The organism is Rhizobium alarense, from assembly GCF_021555155.1.
Lineage (GTDB): Bacteria > Pseudomonadota > Alphaproteobacteria > Rhizobiales > Rhizobiaceae > Rhizobium_D > Rhizobium_D alarense.
This window is the reverse complement of the sequence record NZ_JAKGBU010000105.1, coordinates 1-15,607: the sequence shown is the minus strand read 5'-3', so window position 1 is coordinate 15,607 and position 15,607 is coordinate 1. Positions and strand designations below refer to the sequence as shown.

General features: G+C 64.5%; 16 protein-coding genes. 10 read left to right on the top strand and 6 right to left on the bottom strand.

What is annotated here, in order from left to right; genetic code table 11:
• From LXM94_RS23055 to LXM94_RS23045, 3 genes are all read right to left on the bottom strand, one after another.
• On the bottom strand, positions 1-390 hold a 390-nt coding region (locus LXM94_RS23055), incomplete at its 3' end, for a TadE/TadG family type IV pilus assembly protein (protein ID WP_235773817.1).
• Positions 387-1,010, bottom strand: coding sequence for a TadE/TadG family type IV pilus assembly protein (locus tag LXM94_RS23050; RefSeq protein ID WP_235773816.1), 624 nt, complete (start codon positions 1,008-1,010; stop codon positions 387-389). The genes LXM94_RS23055 and LXM94_RS23050, both read right to left, overlap by 4 nt.
• 117 nt (positions 1,011-1,127) lie before the next feature.
• On the bottom strand, positions 1,128-1,544 hold the full coding sequence (locus tag LXM94_RS23045; protein WP_408015689.1) for a pilus assembly protein N-terminal domain-containing protein: 417 nt from the start codon (positions 1,542-1,544) through the stop codon (positions 1,128-1,130).
• A 351-nt stretch (positions 1,545-1,895) separates the two neighbouring features.
• On the opposite strand from LXM94_RS23045, the gene LXM94_RS23040 reads away from it, so the two are divergent.
• The 9 genes from LXM94_RS23040 to LXM94_RS23000 all read left to right on the top strand — a co-directional run bounded on the left by LXM94_RS23040 (position 1,896) and on the right by LXM94_RS23000 (position 10,812).
• On the top strand, positions 1,896-2,075 hold the full coding sequence (locus tag LXM94_RS23040; RefSeq protein WP_235773815.1) for a Flp family type IVb pilin: 180 nt from the start codon (positions 1,896-1,898) through the stop codon (positions 2,073-2,075).
• 102 nt (positions 2,076-2,177) lie between these two features.
• Positions 2,178-2,687, top strand: coding sequence for an A24 family peptidase (locus LXM94_RS23035; protein ID WP_235773814.1), 510 nt, complete (start codon positions 2,178-2,180; stop codon positions 2,685-2,687).
• 204 nt (positions 2,688-2,891) lie between these two features.
• A complete protein-coding gene (gene cpaB, locus LXM94_RS23030) occupies positions 2,892-3,704 on the top strand; it encodes a Flp pilus assembly protein CpaB (RefSeq protein ID WP_235773813.1) in 813 nt (270 codons plus the stop codon).
• Positions 3,705-3,773: 69 nt separating this feature from the next.
• Positions 3,774-5,195, top strand: coding sequence for a type II and III secretion system protein family protein (locus tag LXM94_RS23025; RefSeq protein ID WP_235773819.1), 1,422 nt, complete (start codon positions 3,774-3,776; stop codon positions 5,193-5,195).
• Positions 5,196-5,230: 35 nt separating this feature from the next.
• Positions 5,231-5,941, top strand: a complete 711-nt coding sequence (locus LXM94_RS23020; protein ID WP_235773812.1) for a CpaD family pilus assembly protein — start codon at positions 5,231-5,233, stop codon at positions 5,939-5,941.
• A gap of 37 nt (positions 5,942-5,978) precedes the next feature.
• Complete coding sequence (locus LXM94_RS23015; RefSeq protein ID WP_235773811.1) at positions 5,979-7,259, top strand: AAA family ATPase; 1,281 nt, start codon at positions 5,979-5,981, stop codon at positions 7,257-7,259.
• Positions 7,260-7,301: 42 nt separating this feature from the next.
• Positions 7,302-8,789 (top strand): CpaF family protein, encoded by a 1,488-nt coding sequence (locus LXM94_RS23010; protein WP_235773810.1) that lies wholly within the window; start codon positions 7,302-7,304, stop codon positions 8,787-8,789.
• 15 nt (positions 8,790-8,804) lie between these two features.
• A complete protein-coding gene (locus LXM94_RS23005; protein WP_235773809.1) occupies positions 8,805-9,815 on the top strand; it encodes a type II secretion system F family protein in 1,011 nt (336 codons plus the stop codon).
• Positions 9,816-9,828: 13 nt separating this feature from the next.
• A complete protein-coding gene (locus tag LXM94_RS23000) occupies positions 9,829-10,812 on the top strand; it encodes a type II secretion system F family protein (RefSeq protein ID WP_235773808.1) in 984 nt (327 codons plus the stop codon).
• Positions 10,813-10,847: 35 nt separating this feature from the next.
• On the opposite strand, the gene LXM94_RS22995 is transcribed toward LXM94_RS23000, so the two are convergent.
• Entirely contained in the window at positions 10,848-11,093 is a 246-nt protein-coding gene (locus LXM94_RS22995) for a hypothetical protein (protein ID WP_235773807.1), read from the bottom strand.
• A 284-nt stretch (positions 11,094-11,377) separates the two neighbouring features.
• Here LXM94_RS22995 and LXM94_RS22990 point away from each other — a divergent pair, with 284 nt between their 5' ends.
• Positions 11,378-12,052 (top strand): HAD family hydrolase, encoded by a 675-nt coding sequence (locus tag LXM94_RS22990; protein ID WP_408015688.1) that lies wholly within the window; start codon positions 11,378-11,380, stop codon positions 12,050-12,052.
• Between the two features lie 161 nt (positions 12,053-12,213).
• On the opposite strand, the gene dnaJ is transcribed toward LXM94_RS22990, so the two are convergent.
• Both dnaJ and dnaK read right to left on the bottom strand, forming a co-directional pair.
• Entirely contained in the window at positions 12,214-13,341 is a 1,128-nt protein-coding gene (dnaJ, locus tag LXM94_RS22985; protein WP_235773806.1) for a molecular chaperone DnaJ, read from the bottom strand.
• Between the two features lie 289 nt (positions 13,342-13,630).
• A complete protein-coding gene (gene dnaK / locus LXM94_RS22980) occupies positions 13,631-15,541 on the bottom strand; it encodes a molecular chaperone DnaK (protein WP_235773805.1) in 1,911 nt (636 codons plus the stop codon).
• Positions 15,542-15,607 lie beyond the last annotated feature (66 nt).

The following is a 15,607-nucleotide window of genomic DNA, read 5'->3' as shown; positions in this document are numbered from 1 at the left end:
GGGCGTGGCACCGGCCTGGTCGCGCGACCAGGCAACGGTCGCGGTGCCGGAGCTCGACACGACGATGCCGGTTATCTTCAGCGACAGGGTGCCGACCGTGAAGGGCGCGATGATCGTCCGGGCGACGTTCTCCATGCCGTCGAGATAGTCGGTATCGACGGAGGATTTCTGGGTGATCAGGTCGGAGATCGAGCTCGAGGCACGGCTGATTTTCCGGTAGACGGTCATGGCCACGGAAATCTCGAAGGCGCCGATATAGACCATGATGAGCATCGGCACGACGATGGCGAACTCGACGGCTCCGACACCGTCGCGGCGCCGGAGAAGGGTCCGCAGCCGGACCAGAATGCCCCTTCCGGGCCGGGTGTCTTCGGCGCGCTCGCGGATCATGGATAGTTCTCGTTCTGGATGACGGCGGCAGCGACCATCAGGTAGCTGAACGAATCGGAGGACGCTCCCGCGGGACGGACGTTCGAGAGATACGGCCGGATCAGATCCGTCATGATCGTCCAGTTGTAATAGGCGCGCACGATGTTGACGGTCTGCTTGCCACCCGGCGCGAAGCCGAACGTGCTGGTATCGAGTTCGCCGTAGGTCTCGTCGCCCTCGCGCGGGACGACAGTCTCCGGAATGTCCTCGATGGAGGCAAAGCTGCGGACGTCGAGGAAGAGCTTCGACGGAGTCTCAACCTCCGTGTCGGAGCAGGTCATGAAGACCGATATTTCTTCGCAGAAGGCGGTCCGGAACTCCGCCTCCGTCATGTCGGTCGACTTGCCCTGGTTGTAGGTGATTTCGCCCGTACGGATCTTGCGCGCCATGACGTCCGTGGCGTTGGCGAGAAGCTGTTCTCCGGCGAAGGCGATGAAGGTCTCGATCGACGCGAAGATGATCATGAAGAAAGGCAAGGCAAGGATCGCGAATTCGATCGCCGTCGCGCCGTCGCGCCGTCGCGCGAAGCGCCGCGCCAGACCGCTTCCTTTCATCGTCCGCTCCGCGTGCAGATCCGCCATCGCGACATCCTGTTCGTCATGCCAGAGCCGAACCCTAGGACGAGAGCCTTTATTTTCCGTTTTCACGTCCGGTTCAAATCGACGGAGTTCTCGTTTTCACACGGCGCCCGCGCAGGCTCAGTCCTCGCCGGCCGTATCGGCGTGCTGTTCGCAGTTGGGTGTGCAGGACAGCACGGTCCGTTCCGTCTGACGGTAGACGCGAACGGTATTGCCTTCGTCGATGGAAACCAGGATGCGTTCGTCGACGATGGCATTGCCGTCGATATCGAGCAGAACGAGATTGGTGGTCCCGAAATTCCGCCCCGTGATCACGATGGTCTGCGCATCCGCCACGGTTGCGTCGGCGACCTCTGCATTGCCGATGATGACCTTGGAGACCGGACGATCGAGCTTCAGGACACGCGCATGATCCATATAGACCCGCATCATCGGTTCTTCGGCATGCGCGACGGAGCCGAGCGCGACCTGGGCGAGAAGCAATGCCGTGGCCGACGCGCGCCAGCGATCAGGAGGAGGGAAATGGGCGCTTTTCATCGGAACGATCCTGCAAATGGCTCGCGGCAACGGTGCCATCGATTGGTGAATGAACGGTTAAGCCCGCCCCGGGAAACCATGGCGGAAGCAAGGCACCGCCCGGACCGTCGCATTTCGGAGCGATGGCGCGCGTGCATGGCCGGGGCCGCCCGCCCCCGCAATCGACCGTTTTTGCGGGGCTTTCCCGGCTTTGCCAATCGTTAACCACAAGTCTCGGGTGTTCTGGTTAATGCCGCGGTAACCGCGTTCCTTAAGCCGATGGCAATCGACGCCCGATAGGTTGCTCTCATCCGAACAACGGAAACAGTTGGCGGAAGTGCTGAACCAACACGTGGACTTAGGAGAATTCCAATGAAGAAGATTTTCGCTCGTCTTGTGAAGGACGAATCCGGCGCGACCGCGATCGAATACGGCCTCATCGCCGCTCTCATCGCCGTTGCGCTCATCACCGGCGCCAATGCGCTCGGCGGCGCCCTGAACAACCAGTTCCAGAACCTCTCGACCTATCTGAACGTCGCCGAGAACAGCTAACGCGCTGATCCGGGATTAGAGCAGGAGCCATCGCTCGCGGTGGCTCCTTCGCCGCTTCCGGCTTTCCGGCCGGTGGACAACAGCGAAGGCCAGGTGAGCCCAATGACCGAAGCCGCAATTTTTGTCGTCTTCCCGCTCTGCCTTGCGGTCGCCGCCTTCTCCGACTTCTTCACGATGACCATCCCGAACCGGGTGTCGGTCATCCTGCTCGCGACCTTCCTCGTTGTTGCACCCTTCGCCGGCCTCGGCCTTCCTGACATCGCTCAGCATCTTGCCGCCGGCGCCATGGTCTTTGCCGTCTGTTTCGCGCTTTTCGCCATCAACGTCATGGGCGGCGGCGACGCCAAGCTGCTGACGGCGAGTTCCGTCTGGTTCGGGCTTGATCCGTCGCTTTTCGCCTACCTCATCTATGTCACCTATTGCGGCGGCATCCTGACGCTGCTGCTCCTCGTGATGCGTGCCAAGGGCGATGCCATCCTCGCCTCCGGCCTGCCGCTTCCGGCGCATATCCTCGCGGCCAAGAAGGTTCCCTACGGGATCGCCATCGGCGCTGCGGCCTTCATGGCCTATCCCGCCTCCCCCCTCATGCAGCTTGCCTTCGCCGCATTCTGACCACGCGCGCCATTCCAGGCCGCCTTTCGATCCCATGCTCGGTCTCCGCAGGCCGCGAACGGATCGCGGCGCCTGACGCGGTCCTGCCGCACGCAGCGCCGGGAACGGTTCGTTAACCATACGACTACAGCTCTTATTAACCATAATTACACCAATTGCCGGCAATGGTTTGGGAACAGATGTTCGCATTCCTAGGGAAAACCCATGAAACCGGCGCGTATCATTATCCTGGCAGTGGCCGTTCTGTCCGCGGGCGTCGCAGGCTTCCTGGCCCTACAGCTTGCCCGCGGCAACCGGGTGAAGGTCACCCAGGCCGCGACGGTCGTCGAGCGCGAGCCCACCGTCAACGTCCTGGTGGCGAAGGAAAGCCTGCCTGTCGGGTCGCGGCTGAACAACGAGGCGCTGCAGTGGGGCGCCTGGCCGGAGGGGAGCGTTGTCGAAGGGCTCATCACCCAGACTGCCCGACCCGAGGCAATCGACGAATTGACCGGTTCGGTGGTCCGCATGCCGATCTTCAACGGCGAGCCTATCCGTCCTGAGAAGATCGCCGACGCGAACAGCCGCATCATGTCGTCGCTGCTTCCCGCCGGAAAGAGGGCCGTCGCCACCGAGATTTCGGTCTCGACCGGCGCCGGCGGCTTCATCCTGCCGAACGACCGGGTCGACGTGATCATGGTGCGGCGCGGCACCGAAGGCAATTTCCTGACCGAGAAGATCCTGAACAACGTACGCGTGCTCGCGATCGACCAGCAGATCCAGGAAAAGGAAGACGGCTCCAAGGCCGTCGTCGGCACCACGGCGACGCTCGAGCTGACGCCTGACCAGACCAAGGTCATGGCGGTGGCGCAGCAGATGGCCGACCGCCTGTCGCTTGCTCTGCGAAGCGTCGCCGACGCGCAGGAGGTGGATACCGACGCCGCCGACTACCTGCTCAGCGGCGGATCGGGGCGACCGTCGATCCAGGTAATCAAGACAGGCGAAATCGTGACCGGCGAGAGCGCCGAAACGCAGAAGTGACGGGGGTTGAACGTGCTTGGATTGGGTAGAAAGCTTCGGGCTTCCATCGCCGGCAGCATCACATTCTGCATGACCTTCTCGGGCATGCCCGGGGCGCTTTTCCCGGGCCAGGCGGGTTCTGCGGACGCGTTCGCCCAGTCGGCGGCGATCGTCAGGATCAGCGACGCCGGACCTGGCGCCCGCAAGTCGCTGAAGCTCGGCCTCAACAAGGCGCTCGTCGTCGACCTCCCGACCGACGCGCACGACATTCTCGTCGCCGACCCGGCCAAAGCCGATGCGGTGACCCGCACGTCGCGCCGCATCTACCTCTTCGGCAAGGATATCGGGCAGACGAACATCTTCATCTTCGGACCGAATGGCGAGGAAATCGTCAGCATCGACCTGCAGGTCGAGCGCGACATCCAGGGCCTCGAAACCTATCTCCGCCGCTTCATTCCGGACTCCAACATCCAGGTCGAGATCCTGTCCGACAACATCGTGCTGAGCGGCACGGTGCGCACGCCGCAGGATTCGGTGCAGGCCTCGCGGCTCGCGCAGATCTTCCTCACGGGCGGCGAGGCAACGACCCGGACCGTCACGGCACAGGGCAGCAACGGTGACGCCGCCATCTTCGGCGAGCAGCGTCAGGAATCGCAGGTCGTCAACATGCTGACGATCGAAGGCGAGGACCAGGTGACGCTGAAGGTCACGGTGGCGGAAATCCGCCGCGAGGTCCTGAAGCAACTCGGTTTCGACAACACCTTCAGCCGCATCGCGGATGGCTCCGGCTCCAGCCTCGACGTGCTGACGGTCAACACCGCCTCAAGCGGCCTGACGGGCAATCTCAGCGCCAATATCGGCAAGCTCGGCATCGAGTCGGCGATCAATGCGCTCGAACAGGCCAATGCGATCCGCACGCTCGCCGAACCGACGCTGACGGCGGTTTCCGGCCAGGCCGCCACCTTCAATTCGGGCGGCGAGCGGCTCTTTACGGCGTCCGACGGCAACGGCGGCGTGACGACCACGACCTATTCCTACGGCATCTCGCTCGGCTTTACGCCGACGGTCCTCTCGTCCGGCCGGATCAGCCTGCGCATCCAGACGAAAGTGTCGGAGCCTGTCGCCTCGTCGTCAGGGACGGAGTTCCGCCGACGTGACGCGGAAACGGTCGTCGAACTGCCGTCCGGCGGATCGATCGCCCTTGCGGGCCTTATCCGCGACGAGGTGCAGCAGAACATGTCCGGTACGCCGATCGCCTCGAAGCTGCCGCTGTTCGGCGCGCTCTTCCGGGAAAAGTCGATCGAACGCAACGAGACGGAGCTCGTCATCATCGCGACGCCCTATCTCGTGAAGCCGGTCAATCGCAATGCGCTGTCGCGGCCGGACGACAATTTCAGCCCGGCCGGCGACGTCGAAAGCGTGTTCCTCGGCCGCGTCAACAAGATCTACGGACTGCGCGACACACTGCCTGCCCATCAATACGAGGGCAGCGTCGGATTCATCTACAAATGAGCGGGCGCGACATGACGAACGGACGGACCCCCACCATGGAACTCGATACTCGCCGCGCCTCGAACGAAAGGGCCGGAGCCGGCCCGTCGCGCAACCGCCTCGCCGCCGCCGCGGCCCTTGCCGCGCTCATCGCCATCGCCTCCGGCTGTGCAAGCCGCGACGCGACGACGACCGGCGCGCTGCCGGACGACTACCGCACCCGTCATCCGATCGTCGTCGGCGAGCAGGAGAAGACGCTGGACATCCCGATCGCCACCGCCGCGACCGAGCTCACGCGCGGCCAGGGCGAGGTGATCGCCGGCTTCGCACAGAGCTACGACTCCGATTCGTCGGGCGCCTTCCGCATTCTCACGCCTGCCGGCGCCCGCAACTCGACGGCGACGATCGCCGCGACGCGCGATATCCGCAAACTGCTGACGCGTCTCGGCGTGCCGGCGAAGAAGATCGTCGTGCAGAGCTACCAGGCGCCGGACTACAACGAGGCTGCCCCGATTCGGCTCAGCTATTTCGCGATCGTCGCCAAAACGACCACCTGCGGCCAATGGCCGGAGGACCTCGTCGTTAACACTTACGAGAACAAGAACTACTACAATTTCGGCTGCGCCATGCAGAGCAATCTCGCGGCGCAGATCGCCGACCCCAACGATCTCCTCGGGCCGCGCCGCATGACCCCCGCGGACGCCACCCAGCGCGGCATCGCGATCGAGCGCTACCGCGAGGCCTATACCGAGCTTGAGGACATGTGATGTTCGATCTTTCCTCTCACCGATTCGGGAACCGCCCATGAGCACGGTCGACTATGCCATCGCCAGCGCCGACGCCTCCGAGCGGATGGAAGAGCCGAGCCGCGACATCGACCATGTCCGGCCGCTGCCGCGCATTTCGATTCACGCCTTCTGCGAGAGCGAGGCCATGCTGCGCACGATGGAACGCTGCGCCACCGACCGCCGCATGGCGAAGGCCAGCCTGCGCATCAACAGCGGCAGCATCGCTGCCGCGGCGAATATGTTCTCCAGCGTGCCGACGCCGAACCTGATCATCCTCGAGACGGCAACCGAGCCGCGTTCGCTGATGGAGGAACTCGCGCCGCTCGCCGAGGTCTGCGATCCCAGCACCAAGGTGATCCTCGTCGGTCGCTACAACGACATCGCGCTCTATCGGGACCTGATCCGCAGCGGTATCTCGGAGTATATGGTCGGTCCGGTCGGCATGGGCGACGTCCTCGAGGCCGTGGCCGCCATCTTCATCGATCCCGAGGCCGAACCGCTCGGCCGGTCGATCGCCTTCATCGGCGCGAAGGGCGGCGTCGGATCCTCGACCATCGCGCACAACTGCGCCTGGGACATCTCCAACCTGTTCTCGACCGAAACGATCCTCGCCGACCTCGACCTGCCCTACGGCACGGCCAACATCAACTTCGATCAGGATCCGCCGCAGGGCATCGCGGAGGCCGTGTTCGCACCGGAGCGTCTCGACGAGGTCTTCCTCGACCGGTTGCTCACCAAGTGCTCGGATCATCTGTCCATGCTCGCCGCCCCGTCGATGCTCGACCGGGCCTTCGATTTCGAACGCACCGCTTTCCAGCCGATCGTCGAGGTGCTGCAGCGCAACGCCCCGGTCACCGTGCTCGACGTGCCGCATTCCTGGTCGGAATGGACGCGTTCGGTGCTCGCAGAGGCGGACGAGGTCGTCATAACCGCCGTCCCGGACCTCGCCAATCTGCGCAATGCGAAGAACATGTTCGACGTCCTGAAGAAGCTTCGGCCGAACGACAAGGCGCCGCATCTCATCCTGAACCAGGTGGGTGTCCCGAAGCGGCCCGAGATCGGCATCGACGATTTCTGCGAGCCGCTGGACGTGCGACCGATCGCGATCGTCCCCTTCGATGCGCAGCTTTTCGGCATGGCGGCGAACAGCGGCCGGATGATCACCGAGATGGATCGCAAGTCGCCGATGGCCGAGACCTTCTCGCAGGTGGCGCATGTCATCACCGGCCGCGCGACAATCAAGAAGGCGAAGAAGGGCGGGCTTGGCAAGGTGTTGGGCCTGCTGGGCCGCAAGTAGTCCAAAGCAAGACCCGACAGTGACACAGACTGGATAGATACGATGTTCGGCAAACGCGGAAACGAGGGATTTGGAAAAGGCGGCACGGCGCCGGGTGCGCCGATGCCGTCCGCCCAGCCCGCTTCGGCCGTGATGGAGCGCCCCGCTTCCGTCGCGCACTCCGTGCCCGAGCCGGCGGCCCCGGCACCCGTCTCGGTCCCGGTCGCCGCCGCCCCCCCGGCCGGTTCGGCGCCGCGCAAGCGGCAGCCGCGGAACGAGGACTATTACGACACGAAGAGCCAGGTTTTCTCGGCGCTCATCGACACGATCGACCTGTCGCAGCTCGCCAAGCTCGATACCGAGAGCGCCCGCGAGGAAATCCGCGACATCGTCAACGACATCATCACGATCAAGAACTTCGCGATGTCGATCTCCGAGCAGGAGGAACTGCTCGACGACATCTGCAACGACGTGCTGGGCTACGGACCGCTGGAACCGCTGCTGGCGCGCGACGACATCGCCGACATCATGGTCAACGGTGCCGGCAAGACCTATATCGAAGTGGGCGGCAAGGTGCAGGAATCGGAAATCCGCTTCCGCGACAACAGCCAGCTGCTTTCCATCTGCCAGCGCATCGTCAGCCAGGTCGGCCGCCGCGTCGACGAATCGAGCCCGATCTGCGACGCGCGCCTGCCGGACGGCTCGCGCGTCAACGTCATCGCGCCGCCGCTCGCGATCGACGGCACCGCGCTCACCATTCGCAAGTTCAAGAAGGACAAGCTGACGCTCGACCAGCTTGTCCGCTTCGGCTCGATCACGCAGGAGGGCGCGACGCTGCTGCAGATCATCGGCCGCGTGCGCTGCAACCTGGTCATCTCCGGCGGTACCGGCTCGGGCAAGACGACGCTGCTCAACTGCCTGACCCGCTACATCGACACCGACGAGCGCGTCATCACCTGCGAGGACTCGGCCGAGCTCCAGCTGCAGCAGCCGCATGTGGTGCGCCTCGAAACCCGCCCGCCGAACATCGAGGGCGAGGGCGAGGTCACCATGCGCGATCTCATCAAGAACTGCCTGCGCATGCGGCCTGAACGCATCATCGTCGGCGAAGTGCGCGGGCCGGAGGTTTTCGACCTCCTGCAGGCGATGAACACCGGCCACGACGGGTCGATGGGCACGATCCACGCCAATACGCCGCGCGAATGCCTGAGCCGCATGGAATCGATGATCGCCATGGGCGGTTACACGCTGCCGGCCAAGACCGTGCGCGAGATCATCGCCGGGTCGATCGACGTCATCATCCAGGCCTCGCGTCTGCGCGACGGCTCGCGCCGCATCACCCACATCACCGAAGTGGTCGGCATGGAAGGCGACGTCATCGTCACCCAGGACCTGATGCGCTTCGAGATCGAGGGTGAGGACGCGAACGGCCGGATCGTCGGCCGCCACCGGGGCACCGGCATCGGCAAGCCGCACTTCTGGGATCGCGCCCGCTACTTCAACGAAGACAAGCGTCTGGCGGCAACGCTCGACACAATGGAGAAGCCGTAACGGCTGCGGGCACCTATGTTCGGAATGGACCCCATCATCCTCGCAATCGTCGCCCTGGCCGCCGTCGCGGCGGGAGCGCTCGGCTATGCCTTGATGTTCTCCCGCATCGAGACGGAAAAGCGCGCCGAAAGCCGGGTCAACCGGGTCAAGGCGGCCGAGACGGATCAGGGCAAGGTCAAGGCGGCGCGGGACCGCATGCAGGAGCTCTCGAAACGCCGCAAGTCCGTCCAGGATTCGCTCAAGGACCTCGAGAAGAAGCAGCAGGAGCAGCACAAGAAGGCGTCGCCCAGCATCAAGGCGCGCCTGTCGCAGGCCGGGCTGTCGATCTCCGTCTTCCAGTTCCACCTCTTCGGCGCCCTGTTCGGCGCCTTTGCGACCCTCGTCGGCCTGCTGGCCGGCGCACCCCTCGTCGTCTGCCTCGGCATCCTGTTCATCGGCGGCGTCGGCGTGCCGCGCTGGGTTCTCGGCTTCCTCGTGAAGCGGCGGCAGAACAAGTTCCTCGAGGAGTTCCCAAACGCGCTCGACGTCATGGTGCGCTCCATCAAGTCCGGCCTGCCGCTGACGGATGCGCTGCGCCTTATCGCGGCGGAATCGCAGGAGCCGGTGCGCGGCGAATTCCGGCGCGTCGTCGAATCGCAGCAGATGGGCCTCAGCGTGCCGGAAGCCTGCGTCCGCATGTTCAACTACATCCCGCTGCAGGAAGTGAATTTCTTCGCGATCGTCATCCAGATCCAGGCGCAGGCGGGCGGCAACCTGTCCGAGGCGCTCGGCAACCTGTCGCGAGTGCTGCGCGAACGGCGCAAGATGCGCGCCAAGATCAACGCGCTGTCGATGGAGGCCAAGGCCTCGGCGGCGATCATCGGCTCGCTGCCCTTCGTCGTGACCTTCCTCGTCTATCTGACGTCGCCCCAATACATCATGCTGCTGTTCACCGATCCGCGCGGCAACCTCATCATCGGCCTCTCATTCGTCTGGATGTCGATCGGCATCTTCGTCATGCGCCAGATGATCAACTTCGACATCTAGGGGAGAGCGGAACATGAAGGACCTCGCAACGACCCTGATCAACCCGGATGTTCTGCTGCCGATCTTCGTGGCGATCGCGGTGCTCGCCACCTTCTACACACTTGCCGTGCCGCTCTTCGAACGCGGCGACCTCGGCAAGCGGATGAAGGCGGTCGCCCTGGAGCGCGAGCAGATCCGGGCCCGCGAACGGGCGCGCCTCAATGCCGAGGCGGCCGCCAGCAAGGCTTCGCTCCGCGGCCAGAACAATGCCTCCGTGCGGCAGATCGTGGACCGGCTGAACCTGCGCGAGGCACTGGTCGACGCGGCCACGATGCGCAAGCTGCGGGCCGCCGGCTTCCGCTCGCAGAACGCGCTCAATATCTTCCTCTTCGCACGCTTCATGCTGCCCTTCCTGTTCCTCGCGGTCGGCGCCTTCTACATCTTCTATCTCGGCTACCTCGGCGACAAGCCGTTCATGATCCGCGTGCTGGCCACGGTCTGCGTCGGCTATCTCGGCTTCTACGCGCCGAACATCTACGTCTCGAACCGCGCCTCCAAACGCCAGTTTTCAATCAAGCGCGCCTGGCCGGATGCACTCGACCTGATGCTCATCTGCGTGGAATCGGGCATTTCCATCGAAGTCGCCTTCAAGCGCGTGGCGGACGAGATCGGCATGGCCTCGCCGGAGCTTGCGGAAGAGCTCGTGCTGACGACGGCGGAGCTCTCCTTCCTGCAGGAACGCCGCGTCGCCTACGAGAACCTCGGCAGCCGCACGGGGCTCGACACCGTGAAGTCCGTCACCCAGGCGCTGATCCAGGCCGAGCGATACGGTACGCCGATTGCCCAGGCGTTGCGCGTGCTCGCCCAGGAAAGCCGCGACACACGCATGAACGAGGCGGAGAAAAAAGCTGCTGCGCTGCCGCCGAAGCTCACCGTGCCGATGATCCTGTTCTTCCTGCCGGTGCTGATCGCCGTCATCCTAGGCCCGGCCGGGATCCAGGTATCCGACAGGTTCTGAGCGCCGCGCCGCATTGCCGGCAAGCGGTGCTGCGGCTAGCGATCCCGTCTGGAGCCGCCTTCGGGCACACCGGCCGTCTTGCGAAGCTCCTCCTTCTTTGCCGCGGAATTGCGGAATGCCTTCCAGCTGAAGACCTTGCTGCCCGCCATCGCCTCGCTCATGGTGGTCGAACCGTGAACGACGGCCGGGAGGGCCTCCTGGCCCGATGCATCCTGAGTTGCCGCCGGGAGAGCGCACAGGACAGGCGACAGGACCAGCAGCGCCCGGATCACACGTTTCATCGCGAACTTACCTCGGTCGTATTGCCCGCCTTCGACATCGCCGCGCTTCCGCTGACGGCGATGTCCAGGGCAGGCCGTTCGATTGAACCTGGTCCACAATAATCCATTTCCGCCCGTTAGAAAGAGTTCCGCGAGGGGAAGAAGCGTCGGCCGGCCGGGATGACGCTGCCGCTGCAGGCGGTCCTCCGGACTGCCGCGTTGCGTCCGGGCGCCGCAGGGCCTATGTCTAGCCGTCTCGACCCGGTCGAGGGTCGATCCTCCCCTCCGACGGAAAGGCCAGCTCGTTGCACGCGCCACGCATTCCTCTTTTCGACAAACCCTTCGCCGCCTTCCTCTTCGACATGGACGGCACGATCCTCAACTCCATCGCCTCTGCGGAGCGGGTCTGGAGCGGCTGGGCGCGCCGGCACGGCCTTGACGTCGAGGCCTTCCTGCCGACCATGCACGGCAAGCGCGGCATCGACACGATCCGCCAGCTTGCGCTTCCCGGTGTCGATCCGGAAACCGAAGCGAGAGAGATCGAACGATTGGAGATCGAGGATGTCGACGGCGTGGTGCCGATCGAGGGCGCCGTCGACTTCCTGAACAGGCTCCCGGCCGACCGCTGGGCGATCGTCACCTCGTCGCCGATCCGGCTCGCCGAGGCGCGCCTCGGCGCGGCCGGCATCATCCGGCCGCAGGTGATGGTGACCGCCGAGGACGTGACGATCGGCAAGCCTGCCCCGGACGGTTATCTGCTCGGCGCGCGCCGGCTCGGGGTCGCGGCGAACGACTGCCTGGTCTTCGAGGATGTGGCGGCCGGCGTCCTTGCCGGCGAAGGTGCGGGCGCCCGTGTCGCCGTCGTGACAGCGACCCATGCGCATCCGTTCGAAACGTTGCATCCGAAAATCGCCGGCTATCGCGATCTCCTCCCGGAGGAGGGGCCGGACGGGCGCCTGTCGCTCCTGCGGCTCGGCTGAGCCGTATCCGCGCGCACCGAAACGCGCTTCGACCGCTGGCGGCTCACGCGTCCTGAGGGATCTTCCGTCAGCCGTCCGGAGTCCGCCGGCAAAGCCCGACAAAACAGCAGCGGCGGCCTTTCGGCCGCCGCTCGTGGAGACGGATCGGCTCTCGCCGCGACTCAGCCTTCGAAGAATTCCTTCATCCGGGCGAAGAAGCCCGTCGATTCCGGATTGTTCTCCTTGGAGGAAATTTCCTCGAATTCTTTCAGAAGCTCGCGCTGGCGTTTGGTCAGCTTCTGCGGCGTCTCGATCTGGATCTGGATATAGAGATCGCCGACCTGGTTCGAGCGCAGCACCGGCATGCCCTTGCCCTTGAGGCGGAACTGCTTGCCGGCCTGGGTGCCCTCCGGCACCGTGACGCGAGACTTGGTGCCGTCGAGCGTCGAGACGTCGAAGGTGCCGCCGAGCGCCGCCGTCGTCATGGAGATCGGCACGCTGCAATAGAGATCGGCTCCGTCGCGCTGGAATATCTCGTGCGGCTTGACCGACAGGAAGATGTAGAGGTCGCCCGACGGCCCGCCGCGCACGCCCGCTTCGCCTTCGCCGGCGAGCCGGATGCGGGTTCCGTCCTCGATGCCGGCCGGGATGTTGACGGAGAGCGAGCGCTCCTCGGTAACGCGGCCGTGTCCGTGGCACTTGGTGCAGGGGTCGGCGATCGTCTGGCCGCGGCCGTGGCAGGTCGGGCAGGTGCGCTCGATCGAGAAGAAACCCTGTGCGGCGCGCACGCGGCCCGAGCCCTGACAGGTGGCGCAGGTCTTGGGGCTGGTGCCGGGCTTGGCACCGGAACCGGAGCAGACGTCACAGGTGATCGACGTCGGAACCCGGATCTGCGCCGTTTTGCCGGCGAAGGCCTCCTCCAGCGAAATCTCCATATTGTACCGAAGGTCGGCGCCGCGCTCGCGGCCGCCGGAGGAGCGCCGCTGGCGCCCACCCCCCATCATCTCGCCGAAGATGTCCTCGAAGATGTCGGAGAAGCCGCCGCCCTGGAACCCGCCGGCACCGCCGCCGCCCATCCCGCCATGCTCGAAGGCCGCATGGCCGTAACGGTCGTAGGCGGCCCGCTTCTGCGGGTCCTTCAGCGTCTCGTAGGCCTCGTTGACATCCTTGAACTTCTGTTCGGCAGCCGCATCGCCCGGATTCTTGTCGGGGTGATATTTCATCGCCATCTTGCGGAAGGCGCTCTTCAGCTCCTTCTCGTCGGCGGTCTTGGAGACACCCAGCGTCTCGTAATAGTCAGCTTTTGCCATTCGGGTTCACGTCCGTTTCATGGACCGGTTGTTCGTTAAGGGTGATCTGGCTTGCCGGCAGCCCGCACGGCGCCCTTGTTCCACAGTTCCGGACGCAAAGCCGCGTCACGCTCTTGCTGGAGGTGCTTCGGACCGCGCATGCAAAAAGGCGGAAGCCGGGGCGAAGGAAAGGCCATGACGTCGCCGCTGAGAACGGGAGTGATCATCTGGCCTTGTTCCCTTCGCGCTGACTTCCGCCTTTTCGCTGTCCGTGGGCCGGCAGCGGTCTGCTGCCGGCATTTCAGGAGCCTCAGGCCGACTTCTTACGGTCGTCCTCGTCCTTGACTTCTTCATAGTCCGCGTCGACGACATTGTCGCCGGCTTCACCGGAAGACGCGTTCTCTTCGGCCTGCTGGGCCTCGTAGATCGCCTGACCGAGCTTCATGGAGACCTCCATCAGCGTGTTGGTCTTGGCCTTGATGTCCTCGGCGTCCGGTTCGGACGCTTCGACGGCGGTCTTGAGCGCCGCGATCGCATCCTCGATGGCCTTGCGGTCGGCTTCCGTGACCTTGTCGCCATATTCCTTGAGCGACTTCTCGGACGAGTGAATCAGGCTTTCGGCCTGGTTCTTCGCCTCGACGCCCTCGCGGCGCTTCTTGTCGCTTTCGGCATTGGCCTCGGCATCCTTGACCATCTTCTCGATGTCGGCGTCGGAGAGGCCGCCGGAGGCCTGGATGCGGATCTGGTGCTCCTTGCCGGTGCCCTTGTCCTTGGCCGAAACCTGCACGATGCCGTTGGCGTCGATGTCGAAGGTGACCTCGATCTGCGGCATGCCGCGCGGTGCCGGCGGAATGCCGACGAGGTCGAACTGGCCGAGCAGCTTGTTGTCCGCAGCCATTTCACGCTCGCCCTGCGACACACGGATCGTCACGGCCGACTGGTTGTCTTCGGCGGTCGAGAAGGTCTGCGACTTCTTCGTCGGGATCGTCGTGTTGCGCTCGATCAGACGGGTGAAGACGCCACCCAGCGTTTCAATGCCGAGGGAGAGCGGGGTCACGTCGAGGAGGAGGACGTCCTTGACGTCGCCCTGCAGGACGCCTGCCTGGATGGCAGCACCCATGGCGACCACTTCATCGGGGTTCACGCCCTTGTGCGGCTCCTTGCCGAACAGCTGCTTGACGGTCTCCTGCACCTTCGGCATGCGGCTCATGCCGCCGACGAGAACGACTTCGTCGATCTCGGCCGCCGTGACGCCGGCATCCTTGAGGGCGGCCTTGCACGGCGCGACGGTGCGCTGGATGAGGTCGTCGACCAGGCTCTCGAACTTGGCGCGCGACAGCTTCATCGTCAGGTGCTTCGGACCGGAGGCATCCGCCGTGATGAACGGCAGGTTGATTTCGGTCTGCTGCGAGGAGGACAGCTCGATCTTCGCCTTCTCGGCAGCTTCCTTGAGACGCTGCAGGGCCAGCTTGTCGTTCTTCAGATCGATGCCCTGATCCTTCTTGAACTCGGCTGCGAGATATTCGACGAGACGCATGTCGAAGTCTTCGCCGCCGAGGAAGGTGTCGCCGTTCGTCGACTTCACTTCGAAAACGCCGTCGCCGATTTCCAGCACCGAGATGTCGAACGTGCCGCCGCCGAGGTCGTAGACGGCGATGGTCTTGCCGTCCTTCTTGTCGAGGCCGTAGGCAAGAGCAGCGGCCGTCGGCTCGTTGATGATGCGCAACACTTCGAGGCCGGCGATCTTGCCTGCGTCCTTGGTGGCCTGGCGCTGGGCGTCGTTGAAGTAGGCGGGAACCGTGATGACGGCCTGGGTGACCTTCTCGCCGAGATAGGATTCGGCGGTTTCCTTCATCTTCTGCAGGATCATCGCGGAGATCTGCGACGGGGAGTATCCCTTGCCCTGGGCTTCGACCCACGCGTCGCCATTGTCGCCCTTGACGATCTTGTAGGGAACGAGCCCCTTGTCCTTCTCGACGAGCTTGTCGTCATAGCGGCGGCCGATGAGGCGCTTGACGGCGAAAAGGGTGTTTTCCGGGTTGGTGACGGCCTGGCGCTTGGCAGGCTGGCCGGTCAGGCGTTCGCCATCGTCCGTAAAGGCCACCATCGACGGCGTGGTACGTGCGCCTTCGGCGTTCTCGATGACTTTCGCGTCCTTTCCGTCCATGACGGAGACGCAGGAATTGGTTGTTCCGAGGTCGATACCGATTACTTTTGCCATGTCATTCTCTCCTTCAAGCGAACTGCCGGAACCCATTCAGGCATTCGTTCGGCAGCCCCTAATGGT

Coding starts and splice junctions, on each gene's coding strand:
- dnaK (WP_235773805.1), bottom strand. CDS start 15,541: ATGGCAAAAGTAATCGGTATCGACCTCGGAACAACCAATTCCTGCGTC.
- LXM94_RS23020 (WP_235773812.1), top strand. CDS start 5,231: ATGGAACTCGATACTCGCCGCGCCTCGAACGAAAGGGCCGGAGCCGGC.
- LXM94_RS23015 (WP_235773811.1), top strand. CDS start 5,979: ATGAGCACGGTCGACTATGCCATCGCCAGCGCCGACGCCTCCGAGCGG.
- cpaB (WP_235773813.1), top strand. CDS start 2,892: ATGAAACCGGCGCGTATCATTATCCTGGCAGTGGCCGTTCTGTCCGCG.
- LXM94_RS23005 (WP_235773809.1), top strand. CDS start 8,805: ATGTTCGGAATGGACCCCATCATCCTCGCAATCGTCGCCCTGGCCGCC.
- LXM94_RS23025 (WP_235773819.1), top strand. CDS start 3,774: ATGACCTTCTCGGGCATGCCCGGGGCGCTTTTCCCGGGCCAGGCGGGT.
- LXM94_RS23035 (WP_235773814.1), top strand. CDS start 2,178: ATGACCGAAGCCGCAATTTTTGTCGTCTTCCCGCTCTGCCTTGCGGTC.
- LXM94_RS23050 (WP_235773816.1), bottom strand. CDS start 1,010: ATGGCGGATCTGCACGCGGAGCGGACGATGAAAGGAAGCGGTCTGGCG.
- LXM94_RS22995 (WP_235773807.1), bottom strand. CDS start 11,093: ATGAAACGTGTGATCCGGGCGCTGCTGGTCCTGTCGCCTGTCCTGTGC.
- dnaJ (WP_235773806.1), bottom strand. CDS start 13,341: ATGGCAAAAGCTGACTATTACGAGACGCTGGGTGTCTCCAAGACCGCC.
- LXM94_RS23000 (WP_235773808.1), top strand. CDS start 9,829: ATGAAGGACCTCGCAACGACCCTGATCAACCCGGATGTTCTGCTGCCG.
- LXM94_RS23045 (WP_408015689.1), bottom strand. CDS start 1,544: ATGAAAAGCGCCCATTTCCCTCCTCCTGATCGCTGGCGCGCGTCGGCC.
- LXM94_RS23010 (WP_235773810.1), top strand. CDS start 7,302: ATGTTCGGCAAACGCGGAAACGAGGGATTTGGAAAAGGCGGCACGGCG.
- LXM94_RS23040 (WP_235773815.1), top strand. CDS start 1,896: ATGAAGAAGATTTTCGCTCGTCTTGTGAAGGACGAATCCGGCGCGACC.